The organism is Glutamicibacter sp. BW77, assembly GCF_002332285.1.
In the GTDB taxonomy this organism is placed as follows: Bacteria; Actinomycetota; Actinomycetes; order Actinomycetales; family Micrococcaceae; genus Glutamicibacter; species Glutamicibacter bergerei.
Map to the genome: position 1 here is coordinate 81247 of NZ_NRGT01000053.1, position 16295 is coordinate 97541.

At 51.5% G+C, this 16295-nt stretch carries 9 protein-coding genes and 1 pseudogene; 6 read left to right on the plus strand and 4 right to left on the minus strand.

Annotated features, from left to right (window positions below):
• Positions 1-344 precede the first annotated feature (344 nt).
• Positions 345-3989, plus strand: coding sequence for a CDP-glycerol glycerophosphotransferase family protein (locus CIK74_RS07935; protein WP_096255355.1), 3645 nt, complete (start codon positions 345-347; stop codon positions 3987-3989).
• Positions 3990-3993: 4 nt separating this feature from the next.
• Here CIK74_RS07935 and CIK74_RS07940 read toward each other — a convergent pair whose 3' ends face one another.
• Positions 3994-5190 (minus strand): CDP-glycerol glycerophosphotransferase family protein, encoded by a 1197-nt coding sequence (locus CIK74_RS07940; protein ID WP_096255357.1) that lies wholly within the window; start codon positions 5188-5190, stop codon positions 3994-3996.
• A gap of 331 nt (positions 5191-5521) precedes the next feature.
• Between CIK74_RS07940 and CIK74_RS07945 the strand changes: the two genes are divergently transcribed.
• From CIK74_RS07945 to mutM, 4 genes are read left to right on the plus strand one after another with little or no spacing between them, the layout of a single operon-like run.
• On the plus strand, positions 5522-6043 hold the full coding sequence (locus CIK74_RS07945; protein ID WP_096255359.1) for a DUF177 domain-containing protein: 522 nt from the start codon (positions 5522-5524) through the stop codon (positions 6041-6043).
• A 2-nt stretch (positions 6044-6045) separates the two neighbouring features.
• Positions 6046-6249, plus strand: coding sequence for a 50S ribosomal protein L32 (rpmF, locus tag CIK74_RS07950; protein WP_096255361.1), 204 nt, complete (start codon positions 6046-6048; stop codon positions 6247-6249).
• 3 nt (positions 6250-6252) lie between these two features.
• Entirely contained in the window at positions 6253-6951 is a 699-nt protein-coding gene (gene rnc, locus CIK74_RS07955) for a ribonuclease III (protein ID WP_096255363.1), read from the plus strand.
• A 9-nt stretch (positions 6952-6960) separates the two neighbouring features.
• Positions 6961-7890 carry a bifunctional DNA-formamidopyrimidine glycosylase/DNA-(apurinic or apyrimidinic site) lyase gene (gene mutM, locus CIK74_RS07960; RefSeq protein WP_096255365.1) on the plus strand — a complete coding sequence of 310 codons (930 nt, stop codon included), beginning with the start codon at positions 6961-6963 and terminating at the stop codon, positions 7888-7890.
• Between the two features lie 118 nt (positions 7891-8008).
• Here the strand turns inward: mutM and CIK74_RS07965 are convergent, their stop codons facing one another.
• The 3 genes and pseudogenes from CIK74_RS07965 to CIK74_RS07975 form a co-directional block, all read right to left on the minus strand.
• Entirely contained in the window at positions 8009-9421 is a 1413-nt protein-coding gene (locus CIK74_RS07965; protein WP_096255367.1) for a hypothetical protein, read from the minus strand.
• A gap of 236 nt (positions 9422-9657) precedes the next feature.
• Positions 9658-10768 (minus strand): annotated as a pseudogene (locus tag CIK74_RS07970) (IS3 family transposase).
• A 297-nt stretch (positions 10769-11065) separates the two neighbouring features.
• On the minus strand, positions 11066-15355 hold the full coding sequence (locus CIK74_RS07975) for a glycosyltransferase (RefSeq protein ID WP_170947794.1): 4290 nt from the start codon (positions 15353-15355) through the stop codon (positions 11066-11068).
• Between the two features lie 556 nt (positions 15356-15911).
• On the opposite strand from CIK74_RS07975, the gene CIK74_RS18935 reads away from it, so the two are divergent.
• On the plus strand, positions 15912-16295 hold a 384-nt coding region (locus CIK74_RS18935), incomplete at its 3' end, for a DUF6270 domain-containing protein (RefSeq protein ID WP_205738263.1).

The window sequence follows — 16295 nt, forward strand, 5'->3', positions numbered from 1 at the left end:
GCCCGGTAGTCCTTAGGACTACCGGGCTAACGCGCTCCTAGATACCAACACGGGAGTAATTACCAAGTCTGGTTGGCGTTATGAGGCAGAATCATCTGGTGGGCATTGAACCGCGGAATGATCGGTTTCGTGGAACCTCTTAGGTCGATGGTAAAAGGGTTAACGTGAACAGGTATAGTCTCCGGGTTGTCTTAGGAATTGGACGACGTCTCGAACGTCGCGGCAGGTATCGCCTCGCTGCAGTTTTCTATGAACGGGTACTGAAAGCCAAATTCCTGAAATCTGACGACGTCCGGTTCCGTTTAGGACTGTGCCAATATAAGTCAAAGAAGTACTCGTTAGCCATGTCCAACATGGAAATGGCGATTGCTCACCAGCCCCATCGTTATGGCTGGATTCAATCGTTGGCGTTGAACATGCAACGCATGAAAAAATTTGATCGTGCGCTGGAATTGTTTGCCGTTGCGTGCGCCGGACAGCCCCAGAATGTTCGTTGGCATCAGCGTTATGCCAAGTGCGCGGTAGCGGCGCGCAACAAAGACTTGGCCGGGAATATCCTTGAAACTTTGGTGACAAAGTACCCCCTAGATCCTGAGACTTCCGAAGCCCTCGCGAACCACCTGCTGGTTACCGGCCAACGCTGGCGAGAACTCGAAGTACGAATTAACTTTTCCGACGTTCATAGCCAAGACGCAAAGTGGATGTTCCTCTCAGGCCAAGCGGCACAATTCATGTCCCGCTTCGAACAAGCACGAGACTTCTACCAAGAAGCCACCTCCCTCGAAGCACAGCATTCAAAGGCCTGGTACGGGCTGGCGCGCGCTTACGAAGAACTGGGAGAACACGAAAGTTCCAGAGTCGCTGATGCCCAAGCTGTGCTCACCACTGGTAACGAGCGGATAATTAAGCTCGGCATTGGCCGGTTGCATGAGCGAGAAAGTGACTGGAACCGAGCCGAACGGTCCTATCGCCAGTCACTGAATGAATCCGGTGATCCAGAAATTCGGCAAGCGCTGAATTACCGCGCGGGAGAAGTGAACAGCAAGCTGTTCACTCTTGATACTGCTGCGAAGCATTTCGGTGAGTCGCGAGCGACGGCTACGAGTATTAAAGAACAAGTCATCTCGGCCTACGCGCAAGCACGTGCCTATGCGCGTGCGAAAGATTTTGCTAGTGCTGCCAATACCTACTCCACATTTGTCGAATTACTTCCTGAGCAGAGCCGGGTAGAAATTCCTGTAGCGCTTTACAGGTATGCGCACGCGTTACATCAGTTGGGTAGCTATGAACAAGCTACGAATATCTATTTGCGGGCCGCAGAGGCGTGGGGATACCTCACTGATGAGCTCAAAGTGCCGGCGGTTGCCGGTCCCCGCGCCGCAGAATGCATAGCACTAGCCCAAAGTGCCGAGAAGCGGGAGCAATGGCAGCAGGCCGCAAATGGCTACCGCGAGGCGTTGTGGCACACCTCAAGCACGCAGCGTATGTGGCAAGCCCGTGCCGGACAGGCACTCAGCAAAATTAGCGAGCCACAACTGGCCTGCGAGTATTTTGAGAACATGCTGCTTTTTAACGAAATCGCAGTCGCTGGAATCGGCAACGCGCTCAAGGGCGCGGGACGTCATCGTGGGGCACTGTTCATTCACGCGAGCGAACATTTGCCTTTGGATGAAAAGCTCGTAGTTTTTGAATCCTCACATGGTAGGAACGTTCATTGCCACCCTTTGGCTATCTTCCTGCAGATGCGCAACGATCCACGCTTTGCGGGTTTCCGCTACGCGTGGGTATATAACGACCATACGCAGACTCCGGCGCAACTAGCCGACTATCCAGACGTCGCAGTCATCAAACAGCATTCGGACGCTTACATACGATTACTCGGTACAGCGAAGTACCTCGTGAATAATGCAACGTTCCCAACCTATTATGCGCGTCGGGAGGGGCAACAGGTACTAAACACCTGGCATGGCACGCCGCTGAAGTTTATGGGCAAACTGGTTAAGGGCGCGGTGGGTGAGCACCGGAATGTGCAGCGCAATTTCCTGCAAACCACGCATATGATGGTGCCTAACGAACACACGTTGAAGACTCTCTCCATTGACCATGACTTGGATGGTATCTTCCCGGCCAAGGTGGCTCTGACTGGCAGCCCTCGAATTGACTCGATGGTTAATCTCAGCCAAGAACGAAAAGATGAGATTCTAAGCCTGCTTGGAATTGATGCGCAGAGTAATGAGCCAATCGTTCTTTTTGCTCCCACTTGGCGCGGTCAGCTCAACGACCGAAGCTACGATGTGAATTCGCTAGTCTCGGACGTTGCTCAGATGGCCAACGGTGAGCATCATATGTTGTTCCGTGCCCACCGTTTTGCCGAGCAGCTCATTGGTGATGCGGAGCTAAACGCAACCATCGTGCCCGCTTCTATCGATACCAATGAGCTACTGGCTGTAGTTGATGTGCTCATCACCGACTACTCCTCAATCTTCTACGACTTCTTACCAGCACGTAAACCAGTTCTTTTCTATACGCCCGACTTTGCGTCCTATGATGCCGAACGCGGTCTGTATTTTGACAGATCTACCTGGCCAGGCCCTGTCAGTGACAGCATTGACGAGTTGTTAAACGAATTGCACCTTGTACTGGATGCCCCCGCGGCTCAATTACATGAAAACTTCGCGGATAATGTCTCTGAATTCGCGCCCTTGGAAGATGGGGAGGCAAGTAAGCGCGTGATTGAATTCTTCTTCTTTGACGATGATTCACATGTGCTTGTTCCTGCATTGGACCAACGCACCAAATTGTTGTTCTATCAGGGCCCATTTAAGCCCAACGGCATTGCCACAGCATTTGTTAACTTGATTGGTGCACTAGATCCAAGCAAGTACTTGGTCACTGTGGCGGTAGACATGAATGCAACAGCCGCTGACCCGGCAGCACTTCAGATCCTCAACTCGCTACCGAGTCATGTGCAGGTGCTTCCGCGCGCGGGCGCCACGGCCATGTCGGCCGAGGAACGATGGGTTTCAGATTCGTATCATGCACAACGCGGATTTAGCTCGTCCGAGGCAGAAAAAATTCACCTCAACACCATGGCCAGAGAAATGCGTCGCAGTTTCGGAGCTGCCCATTTTGACGTCGCAATCAACTTTGAAGGCTACTCGCGGTTCTGGGCGGCACTTTTTGCTGCCGCTCACGGTCACGCAACGAAAACGTGCATTTACCTCCATAACGACATGGTGGGCGAGTGGCTCCTACGCTTTGGCAGCATGCCAGGACTCTTCGCCACCTACCCCCACTATGACCGTTTGGTTTCCGTCACGGATAGTGTTGGCGAAGTTAACGAACGCGAACTGGGTCAACGGTTTGATATCGACCCAGCTTCGTTTACCGTTTCTGAAAATCTGTTGGACCTCGTAAAACCTGTTCAATGGTCACAACTGTCTGAAACGGTGCATGAGTTCCCCGGCGAAGACCTAACCGTCTTCGCCAATATGGCACGTCTTTCCCCAGAAAAAGGACAAGCCAAATTGTTGCGCGCATTCGCGGAAGTTCATGCAGCTAATCCGAACACGCGCATGCTGCTTATCGGTGATGGTCCTCTGCGGATGAGCCTAGAAGAGCAGGTTATTGAACTGGGGCTCGATGGCAAAGTCGCGATAACCGGACTGTTGGCAAATCCGTTCCCCACACTGAAATCTGCAGACTGCTTTGTCTTCTCTTCCGACTACGAGGGCCAGGGCCTTGCCCTGATCGAGGCAATGATGCTTGGTCTTCCGGCGATTTCTACTGACGTCGTAGGTTCACACAGTGTGCTTGCTGGAGGCTACGGACAGTTAGTCGAGAACTCCGTTGCAGGGCTAAAAGAGGGAATGGAAAAGTATCTCGCAGGGTATCGAGCCGAGCGAGAATTTGATGCTACTAGCTATCAGAAACAGGCCTTGAAGCAGTTTGAATCACTTGTTAAACAGCCTGCCCATGTCTGGCAATAAAAAATTAGTTGTCTAGCAGATCCAGTGTCTCTGAAATGAATCTGGACATGCTGGCTCCTGGAGTGATGTCGCCGAAGTAACGCTCAATCAGGGCGTTACGTTCGGCGTCTTCCATTTCTAGCGCCTGATGAATTAGCTCTGCCGCATTCTCAGCCTGTACTGAATTCAGGCTGGGTAACTGCTCCAGCGCGGGTGAGTCCGCCACCACAGCTTCGGGTGACACCGGAGTAGTAATAAAAATAGGTTTGCCTGTGGCAAGGAAATCATAGGCAACAGCGGATATATCTGTAATACACGCGTCAGCCTTGGACCACTGCCAACCCCAATGCGCGGTGTCGTCAAAAAGCAACCGCCCTGCTGAACCGGGATTCGCCTCAGATAGTTTTTGCCGAATCCGGGCAACATCAGCACCGTATTCTTCTACGTTGACCCCGGAACGTGGGTGAGGGCGGAAGATTATGTTGAAGCCGCCGTCAGCAATCAGTGATTCAATAATTTTGACGCCGTGACTTGTTACCGAGCCATAATTCATCGAAGGGCGGTCACCCTCCCATGTAGGGGCATACAACACGGTGGGTAGCTTGGCATTCAATGAATAGGGAGCCAGATACTCTGTGTCTATCTGTGGACGCCCCACGAGACGGGTACGTGACGTGGCATCGTAGTTGCGCAAGTTCTTCGCTAGGCGATCCCGGGCCGCCTGACCAGCCCCAAAAACGTAGTCATAAGACTTCAGCTGATTCGACCACATATAGGCCTTTTCACTTTCGCCATGACAGATGAAAACATGATTCGGTTCGTTGAATCGGATCATCTGGAAGTTCTTGATGTTCTGGTTAACGTAAAACACGACATCGATACGTTGTGAATCAATGAGAGCTTCGACGTCACCGATTGTTGGTGCTAAATGTACCGGCAATGGACACTCTTCAGATAGCGCCAATGCTGTCCCGGGTTGGCGAGTAATCACGACTACCGGAACTGACTGTGCCAGCTGTTGCAACGGCGCGTACCACTGACGCAATTGATAAGCATTGACCATCTCGTCAGCAAAGTACAGGCCCACTCGGTAGCGTTGCTCGCCTTGTGGCAGGTGGAACAGGTGCTTAGCATAACGATTAACTTGACCGCGTTGTTGTTGCGCTTTGAGACGTTTTTTAGCGAAGTCAACTGCACTGGCCAAAACTGGTAAAGCACGCATAAGAACCCTTAGTGATGATGAAAGCTGAGTCAATCCTATGCGTGAGTTCTATTGTTTATCCAAAAGACATGCCCTAGTGCAGGGGTGTTCAACTTCCGCCTTCTGCTATCTGTGCGATAAAGTGTGTTCAGTGCAACAGTGAATCTTCGCGCGTGGAACGGTTTTCAGTTTGGGAACTGGGCTCCGCGCAAGCTAAGATGAAATGTCGGACTATGTTTAAGTAGGAGTCATCATTAGCGGTAAGCGTTCTGATCGATCGTCACACGGCGAACTCGATCGCAAGTCGCCATTGGTTATATCAGCCATGGAGCTCGGTCGTGCACCAGGATCCATGAGGACTCTCAACGAGCAAGTCCCGGCACCCGCAGATGTGGGTAACGCACTCATCGGTATTCGTGGAGGATCTGAGGTTTCCTTAGATCTTCGCCTTGAAGCTGTACACGAGGGCATTTTGGTATCCGGCATCGCCACGGTGGAAATCGCTGGCGAATGTGGACGGTGCCTTAATCCTATCGGGTTCAAGTACGGGGCTGATATTCAGGAACTCTTCTACTATGAAGATAGTGATGAATTCGAAGAAGATGATGATGTAGATCAGTATTGGGTTATCGGTGACCACATGGACATCGATCCGGTATTGCGGAACGCAGTGGGAACTGTCCTGCCGTTTCAGCCGGTATGCCGGGACGATTGTTTAGGACTTTGCAATGAATGCGGAGCCAACCTGAATGATGATCCTGAGCACCACCACGAGGTAGTTGATCCTCGTTGGGCAGCGCTTGCGCAGTTGTCCGAGGCCGCCACAGAAGATGTGGCAACAGACAAAACGTCAGACGAGAGAGAAGAGAAGTAGTCGTGGCTGTTCCAAAGCGGAAGATGTCCCGTGCGAATACTCGTGCCCGCCGTGCACAGTGGAAGGCTACCGCGCCGAGCTTGGTGAAAACCATGGAAAACGGTCGCGTTACCTACAGCCTGCCTCACCAGGCAAAGGTTGTCACTGACTCAGCAGGTACCGAGTTGTTCCTTGAATACAAGGGTCGCAAGGTAGCAGACGTCTAAGACATGTCTTCTAAAGAAGAACTTTTGAAGCGTCTCGGAATCAATTTAGATTCCGAGACGCTTCATCTTTCATTGACCCACCGTTCGTATTCCTACGAGAACGGTGGCATACCCACAAATGAGCGCCTGGAGTTCCTCGGCGACTCCATTCTGGGATTCTGCGTTGCGGAGCATCTTTATAACAGCTTCCCGGATCTGGCTGAAGGTGACCTCGCGAAGCGTCGCGCCGCAGTAGTCAGTACCCGCGCATTGGCCAGCATCGCCCGCGAGCTGGAAATCGGCAAACATATTCTTTTGGGGCGTGGCGAAAGCCAGTCCAATGGTGCAGATAAATCCTCCATCCTCGCCGACACCATGGAAGCGCTCATTGGCGCTGTCTACCTGTCCCACGGCATGGATGAAGCACGCCAGATGGTCATGCGCTTTATCGGACCGCTTCTTTCAGATCCTCGGTTGCTTGGCGCTGCCACCGACTGGAAAACCGTCATTCAAGAAGAAGTCGCTGCGACCAAAAATGGTGAAATGCGTTATGCGGTCAGCGGCTCAGGCCCAGACCACGCACGCTCCTACGTGGCCGAACTTCTTATTGGAGACAAGGTCTATGGCACCGGCACTGGTCCTTCTAAGAAGGAAGCCGAACAAGAAGCTGCACATAACACCTGGAATATGCTTCACCCCGGTGAAGACCTCCCGGCAAACTAAAGTTGCACCATGCCTGAACTACCTGAAGTTGAAGTTGTACGTGTTGGACTCGACAAGTGGGTTAGAGCCCGCTTGATCGAGTCTGTCCAGGTGCTTGACCCGCGTTCGGTTCGCCGGCACACCGATGGTGCTCAAGACTTTGAAGAAACGCTTACGGGCTGCACGCTGAGATCAGTAGTGCGTCGTGGCAAATTTCTCTGGATGGATCTCGAAGGGCTGCCAGAACCTACAGCACTCGTAGCTCATCTAGGGATGAGCGGACAGTTACTTGTCGAAGACCCTGACGCTGAGGATGAAAAGCACCTCAAGGTGCGTTTATCTCTTGCCGAGCGGTTTGATGCGCCGAGCGAACTTCGTTTTGTTGATCAGCGTATTTTCGGCGGGATGTTCCTCTCTCCGTTAGTTCTCACAACAGATGGATACCCCGGAGGTGCAGGTAGTAGTCAGCTGTTGATCGCACAGGGTGCCGCACACATCGCGCGCGACGTCTTGGACCCACATAGAGACCCCAACGATTTGTACTTGGCGTTACGTAAGCGCTCCACAGATCTGAAACGTGCCATCCTTGACCAGGGAATTATTTCCGGCGTGGGGAACATCTACGCTGACGAGGCCTTGTGGCAGGCAGGACTTTCTGGACTGCGAAATACAGCAACTATGCGACGTCCAGAGGTCACCCGACTGGACGAGGCACTAGTCGATGTGATGACCCGGGCGCTGGATGCGGGTGGAACAAGCTTTGACTCGTTATATGTCAACGTCAACGGCGCCAGTGGTTACTTTTCGCGGTCGCTTAATGCTTACGGCCGCGAAGGCAAGACATGCCTTCGTTGCGCGGATAATGGCCGTGAATCGCTGATCCGCCGTGACCCATTTATGGGACGTTCATCTTACACTTGCCCGGTGTGTCAGCCACGGCCTCGGCGTAGCAAACGTTAAACTACTTTCAATTTAGAATCGCCTTTTAAACTTCTCTACTCTCATGGTGCGTAGCGGAGCTTTCGTTTGGCCTCGAAGCCAGGCAGTTTATGAGATGTCGGAGAGAGATGGGTGTTCACTATGAAATTTGGAATCCTACAGTGACGATCCCCTCCCACGCCGAAGCTTTTGGAATCTGCCCACAAAATTCTGAAACCTTGTCGACAAGTGTCTTTGCATCTGAAGCTGAGCGACCGGCAACGAATAGTTCGAGCGACCCGTCATCCCGGCTTATGATTTTCCCAGAAATTCCTCGAGTTCGAGCCATCTTCTTTACGATTCTACCTGTGTAAGGTCGTAGCTGAACTGCTCCTTCAATTGCTTCGAAGAGAAACCTCTGGCGAAATGGAAATGCTTCTAGCGGTAAATGGGGAAGTGTAACCTTTGAGGCCAAACCTTCTGCAAAAATATCGCGGACCGCTGAGGGATTAAAACGTATGGTCTTGAACCCATCTTCGGAGGGGCGGGATGAGTCTGGAAAAAATGAATCGAGAATGGCCTTTGGCGCGTCTCGGCCCGTTCCAATTGAGGGATACATATTCACTCCGATCTGTGGACGCGAATTAATCTCAATGATTACATAGTTTTCTTCGTCAGAAGCATCGTAAAGGACGTCAACGCCGGCGATATAGATATTGGGAAGAACACGCACGGCGGATATCGCAGCCTCCTTGATATTTTCCGGGATAGTATCTGTTACGTCCTGAACATCACCACCGGCTGAGGCATTTGCGACCCTGCGCAGCGTTACTTTTCGTTTATTCGGAGGAATGCTTTCAACCGTCAATCCTTGGTCTGTTAAACATTTACGGACCTCATAATCGATTTTGATTAACCCAGATTCCAAGAACGGATTCCTGATTCGGCGGTCATTTTTGGCAGAGATAAGCTCTGCGACCGTCGACTTACCGTCTCCGATAACGTTAGCTGGGATACGTTTCACGGCACCAACAACCCGATTGCCTACTACGAGTAATCGGTAGTCATCTCCTGTGTGATGACGCTCAATAAGGATCGATTTCTGTTTCTGCTTAACAGTCAGTTCTTGAAAAGCATCGAAAAGCTCTTCCGAATCCTTGATGCCAGAGAACACACCTCGGCCCATTGAGCCTTGATTAGGCTTCAACACCAAGGGATATCCAATTTCGGAAGCAATGACGCGAAGCTGATCATGGGTTATATTCGTCACTTCAAGGAGTTTGCTAGTTGGCGACGGTATTCCGTGACTTGCAAGTATCGCATTAGTCTCGGCTTTTCTATCAAGACGCAGATAATCTTCGCGTGTCGTATGAGAGTCAGGCCTTGAGAAGTTGAATTTAACATTTTTTTCGCTATTTGAAACTGTGTATAAGTGGAGGTCGGCAGCAGTGAAAGTTACCTCGAGCCCGCGCCGCCAAGCTTCTAAAGCAATAGCGAAACTTGAGAGGCCGCTGCTGCCCAATCTTCGCCCCATCAACCGCGACGGAAAGTGATCGGGCCAAGAAACTGCCATAGTTTTCTCCTTCAATGCACAACGAGCTGATTAGCATTAGTACTACCTGTGATTATTTCATAAAAGATCATCTGCTTACTGTAACTTGGCAGTTCGCGCCGAAATGTCTCTACATCTCTTTAAATGTAGGAGAAGTTCAGACACTGCCAAATCATCTAGGAAACAGAGACGAATCTATTAATTTGCTTTGTTATTGAGGCGGAACCTCTGGTTGGTTCCCTTTGAGTAGCCCAGAGCTATGCAATAGCTAACTTTTTCTCTAAAAGCGAGCCATCCCAAAATCGGGATGGCGTCATTCCATCTAAGGAGCCATGGGGATGTTCCTGATTGTAAATGTCTTTCTATTCTTCAGCCAATTATTTCGTTTCCACCATGATACCCCCGGATCTATTCACGCCGGAAGTGCGCATTAAACGACTCAATAAAAACCGTTCGTCCTTGGCGACCTTGGATCGATAAACGCAACCCGCACCCCAACAGTGTTGCACTAATCCACCAGCGCGCCGGCAGTGAATGCAGGCCCGTTATCAGCACCACCGTACGAACGTCGTCTGGATCCCAGTTTCAGCAATGATCCCCTCTAAGACTGCCATCATGTCCTTAGCCATGAAAGACCGGCGAGGAACGACCGCCAACGCGGTACTTATTACTCATCAATGACGTTGAAGAACCGGATATAACGACCGCAAGAGGTGACATCCGACTGAAAGTCGAAGCTGAGCACATCCATCGGATACTTTGCGGTCAAACGCTTTTGCTCCCCGGCTCCAGAGCCGGTGCGCCGCTTCTTTCGACGTCACGGCTTACAGACCAGACCTTCCCCGCGCCGCAACCGTCGAACACGCTCGCTGTTCAAGACGGTGTCTTTCCTTCGTTCGGTGGTCAGCTGGTGCCAACGGGACTTGCGCCACCCCATGTCGGGGGCTTGGACGCGACGACCCTCAGATCTGCTCTAAGCCGCGCTTCGTCAAAGCTCATCGGTAATTTTTTCTTACGTAGTGCAGACTGGTTCTGGCCCAGAACTTGGCAAGCGAAGCTTTCGGACGCCCCCGTAGTTTTCCATCGCCAGCCGTACGGCATGACGGCGCGGTTCGGGGCTTAGAATTTTCCCTTGGCCACCTCGGTCAGGATTTCGTTGGCTAGCATCTGATCAGCTAGGAGCTTCTTCAGGCGGGCATTTTCCTTTTCGAGTTCTTTGGTGCGTTTTCTGGCTTCGGAGTTTTTCTTGGATACACACAAGTTGAGCCAGCGGTACTAAGTAGCTTCAGTGATCTGCAGTTCCTTGAAGACCTCGATCATCGGGTGGCCTTCGTTGAGTATCTTTTGCACTTGGCGGACTTTAGCGATGTCCTGGTCTGGCGTGTGTCTGCGTGCCTTTTGTTACTGTGATTCCTCCCGTGTCCATTGAAGAACACGAATACTCACAAGGCCACTGGTGGACTACTGTTCGGGGACCCAAACACTACGGCAGACCGCCAAGGACATTCGCGCGGCCGTCGAGCGGCTCACTCGCGTCATCTTGCGCGAAAAGGCTCAATAGCAAGCCTAGAGTCAGAAAGCTAGTAGATGGTGCTGAAAGCAAAATGGAACTGCTCCTAACCGCCGGAATGTAACGGCGGTCAGGAGCAGCAGAGGGTATTCATATTAGCCGATGATGTCTGCTAGAAGCACATCTAGTGTATTCGCCTTCGCGAATTCCGAGTTCGCAAAAGACTTTGCCTCGGCACCAGCAACTTGGAATGTCGTGCCGTCCGTGGTCTTAGCCACGACTCTTCGCGCCATTTCATTTACGCCATTACAAAGCCACGCGGTCGGGTAAATCTGGTCTGCCCCGGGCCATGCCAAACTAACTGGGACTGCGCCAGAAGCGGCACCGTCGGCGAGGGTGTAGTGAAAGGACTCAAAGTCGCTTACCGAAAGCGCAACGCCGATCTTCTGGTACCAACCGTTCATATCATCCCCGTGCTCATCAAAGGTGACGCCCCCCTTGAGCAGTGGGTCGTTCTCGATCCGCGAATACTGCGCCTCGTAGTAGGCCATTTCGTGGGTGCGTGCAGCCATCCACGGGTAATCTTCCGGCCGACGCCCCTTGATGTATAAGTGGTATCGGTCATCCTGGGATCGCAGTTTGGACATCAGGTCCAATGCAACATCAAGTCGCTTGTGTTCCGGAACTATGCCGACCAATCCCAGATTAAATCTTGCGTCTGGATGCTTGGAACGGTCGAGCCCTTGAACATCCACCGTATTAAAAACTACCTTTGTCAATTCTTCTGGGATCCCAAATTTTGCATTTGCCGTCCGCTGCAGGAACTCGCCAACAAAAATGAGTTCATCGACATTGCCGAAATCCGCTTCAGCTGGATATTTGGTGATGATTTCCTGGAAGTGGAACCTGGAGACCAGTCTTTGACCGGGTAGCTTATTTTTTGAATACCAAGCAAGGTTGCCCAGAGACCATTCGCAGAAAATAACATCGGCATCCAACAACAATTGCCGGCTCAAGTTTTCGTCGTGTTGGGCATGGCCTGCCCATTTGTCGATAGTCACAGTATGTCCGGCTGCTTTAAGACCCTCGATGATCTGCCCTGCAAACTTCAGGTCATGTCCGGCAATTAGGACGTTACGTGGCTCATTATCCTCCATGGCCAAGTCACTGGGGAGTGCTGTTTCAACAATTTCACGATGTGGTAGACGGTAAAGGGCGACGGCCGATGAGGGTGCTGCTCCACTTCGGTGCATACCGGGGGTCGTTTCCGAACCACTCGTCAGAGCCCAGAGCGATGTCTGTTGGGCAGAAACATCGGCCTCCCGAAGTTCAGCAGCGTCGGCACCCGTATATAGGAGCGCAGTCACCAGATCCTCGGCAACCATCGGATCGTTCAAAAATTCCTCGATATCCGCGACGAACGTATCGGTGTCCGTTGGGATAGTGTCAACCACCGATATGCCGTGCTTATCCAGTATCGCGACGGTTTCAGATGTTGGACGCTTCATGGCAAGGACTGCGTTGGCGATATGGGACTGTCGCGTAATGAGTTCCGCAGTCTGTGAGTCAAGGTTTTCAACCTTTAGCACGTATTTTGGCAAGGCCGGTACCGTCACCGGAATCCCAGCTGTGCGTAGAAGATAGGCCAAACGGTGTACCGAAAGGTGTGAGCGGTAGATGGTACGCATTGCATCCCATGCTGCTTCGAGACGAGCGTATTCATCGTTCATCCAGAGCTTCAGCTTTGCAACCGTATCTTTTTCGCCGAATGAGGAAGTGATTGCTGTACCGAATAGACCACCGATCTGGAGACCGGGACCGGAGATGCATGGCGTTCCACAACCTGCCAACTCGAAGACTCGGCGAGAAAACATAGTGGGGGAGTCAGACACCGAATTCACATTGATGTGTGCAGTGTGGTTCTTGTATGCCTTGAGCATTTCAGCGTAGGGCAACCCCCCCTGCACAAACTCTTGTAGATGTGCGGGGAACTTGTAAGGGGACTCGGGATTATCGAACTGGCGGTCGTAGATTTTCAAGCCGTGAGGGATGGCTGCATCGAGCAGGGTCACGAGTTCCTTTGATCGCTTGGCGAATCGCTCGCCATAGTACGAGCCTCCGTAAGCGATGGAATGTTCGCGAACATCTCCTGTTGGCAATGGATTGTGGATGGAGGGCTGTGCCCAGAATGGCAGGGAAGCCAAGGTCTTCAGATGTGTCCCACGCTGGGCCCAGTAGTCCTTCAGACAATTGGCATCAGTAGTAAACACATGGTCAAAGTACTTTGCAGTCTTACGGAATCTATTGAAATGAACGGGATCTTCCTTATTCCAGAAGATAGTGGGGATTCCCTGTGTACGGCAGTATGCCAAAAGTTCGCGTAGATCCGTGCATTCTTCATCTTCGTAATAACCGATTTTTCGGTTCCACGTTCCGTTGTTTCCGTCCCAAGCGGATTCAACGAGAAGAACGTCAATCGGTTGACCGGTGAAAACGGCTTTCCAATCGTCGGGGGTAGGCAGGACGATATCGAGGTCGCCCTGCATGCTGGTCCGGGTGAATTCGTCTGAGATCAGCGCGATAGTGAGATCCGAAAGGGGCCTGTCTGCTTCAGAAGCCGTAGGTAAATCGATGCTACTGAGTCCGTTGAGCTGATCTTCTGCAATTTTTTCCCAAGAACGGTTTTTCCGGATCCACTGCCGTGCAACGCGCCCCATTTGTTCACGAAGAGAACGGTCACTCGCCAGCAATGTAGCCGCACGTACAAAGTCTGCTTGTTCGCCGGCGTTGAACAGCAGGCCACGCGTTGCATCCAAACCGATCAGGTCGGCCAGCGGTGCCACGTTTGAGCCGATGACAGGTTTGCCGGCAGACATTGCTTCAAGTGGTTTCAATGGAGAAACCATCTCTGTGACGACGGAGCTTACACGAGGGCACACGACTACATCGAAAATTTCGATGTATCGGGGCACATCTTTAGAAGGTACCCTACCCACGAACGTAACGAACTTATGGGCTCCGATTTCACTTGCAAGTGTTTTTAAGCTTGCTAGAGCAGGCCCATCTCCGACGAGCACAAATTTGGCGGGAACACCATTGGCATTCAAGTCCACCATGGCGCGGATGACCAAATCGAGTCCTTCGTATGCCAACACCGAACCGGCGTACCCGAGCGTCAGGCCGTCCTGCAAACGGTGTTTGGCAGCCAGCGCAGCGTCGGGACGTGCCGGGGCGAACTCATAGATGTCAGCCGCATTCGGTAACAAACTAATTTTGTGTTCGTCAACGCCTCGTCGGATCAGCTCGTCCCGTACCTGGCTGGTAATTGCGAAGACATGATCGGCTTCGGTGGCGACCAAGGTTTCCAGCTGGACAGCTAGGGAATAACGGTCGCTTTGGTTGTAGTCTTCAGTTCCTGAGGCTTCGGTTACTTCCCACAAGCCACGTACCTCGTAGGCAAACGGGACGCCTAAACGGCGGGCGGCGATCAGGGCGGGCAGCGCTGTGACGTGGTTCGAGGCCGCGACAATCCGGGAAGGGCGATTGATTATCGCTTCACGGGCGTAGACATCCGCTGCTTCATGAATGAATTCATCGAGGGCTAGACGGGACCATGAAGTGCCAGGGTTGTATACGGTCTTTATACCGCCGAAATTAGATTCGAAACGTGACTTTTTATTGGGTTTTTTATTTGTCTTCGCATCCCATGGATATCCGGGTCTAGCTGCTACGACGACATCGCTGTGTTGCGCCACCAATGCCTTGGTGAGACCAGACGTGCGCGTTGAGTAACCATTACTGTTATATTCCCCGGTGCTGTGGGCACAATACATAAGCCTTCCCGGCTGGGGAACATAACCAAGTCCAGTTGCACGGCTTGGGATTGAAATCGAGGAATTTAGGAGTCGTGCTGCTCCGGCCACTTGTTCTAGAAGAACCGAATCAGATGGATTCGGTGTATAAGAATCGGGCAACGAGGCAATCAGTTCCACGGCGTGATGGATGTGCCCATTCTTGCGGTAGGCCTTGGCAATTTCCGTAATTGGCGAAAGCTCAGAAGTTACAGGCTTGTTGGATACCGGATGAAGTGGCTGATTTGTGGCTGTCGTCGTAGTTGTGAGTTCGAGGGGTTGATTCGATTTACTTGATCCGGAAAATTTCTTCATCGGTGTTGTCACCGCGCGCGCCAAACGCACAACCGGATGAGACTTGAGTTTGTCGTAGGCCGTTTTGAACCGGTTGGCTCGTTCGGTTTCCTTGGCTAAACGTTTTTCCAAAGAGATGCGTGCCAGGTACTCGTTTCTCCGACCCGCAGTCTGTTGCTCCAGTTGTTTTGACAACTTTGTTACTTGATCAGTGAGTTCATTCCGGCGTTTTTGGAGCGCATACGTCTCGGACTTGAGCTGAACAATGCTTTGTTCAGACGATGCGACTTGCCGTGACATCTTCCGCAACCTGCGGGCGACATCACTCGAATTCAAGCTCGTGGATTCCGCTATTTGAGGTGTTGCAGAGTTCGGACGTGATTGCGGAGACGGATTTGATTTTGGCTCGCTAACCATGCGTAATTCTTTTCCTCCAGTAAATGTGAGTGTGCAGTTATCTCCATCTTAACAGGGAGGTAGCTCCGCGTGCTTAACACCGCGATTCTGAGCGACAGTAAGATTAGGGAATCTTGGAGTGCGTCGTATCCAAGAGCGCATACACTGCTATGTTCAAAGCCGGTGTAGAGAATCTGATCCCGTCTATTAAGATCCTAGATACTTATAGACCGCTGCGGTCCTAGACGTTGCCTGAGGAACCTTGAAACCCAAGTTTCATATCTGGCTTGACTGAATTGTTCTCCATGTAGCAGTGAAACGAGAGATATGACGTCTGCAGAATAACTCGATATGATTTGCGAGTGTCGAAGCGCAAGGAACTTCGGAAAGTTTGATTAACAAGGCATGGAAGTCAGTATCCTGTCAAAGGAACGGGGCCCTGTAGCATAGCACTAGAGCAATGCACAACAATATTGATGCTTACAAGTATCAGAGAACAAGAAACTTACAAGTATACAGTGAACAAGAAAATCATACACGTTCGGGAATGATGAAGAATTTTTTCGTATATGGCGGTTGCGTATCACGTGACACGTTCGAGTTAATTAAAGAAGAGAACACACTGGTCCACTATGTAGCTAGGCAATCACTCATTAGTTCTACTTCCAAGCCTGAAAAGCGACTGCCTGTAGCTTCGCTACCGGCAGACTTCAGCTCCCGGATGGTTAAAGGAGACATAGAGTCGTCCCTTTTTCCTAAAATTGCCCAATACGCTAATAAAACCGACGTTCTAATTTTTGATATTTTGAGTGAGCGGCTAGGGGTGCGGAAATTTTCAAGTCAA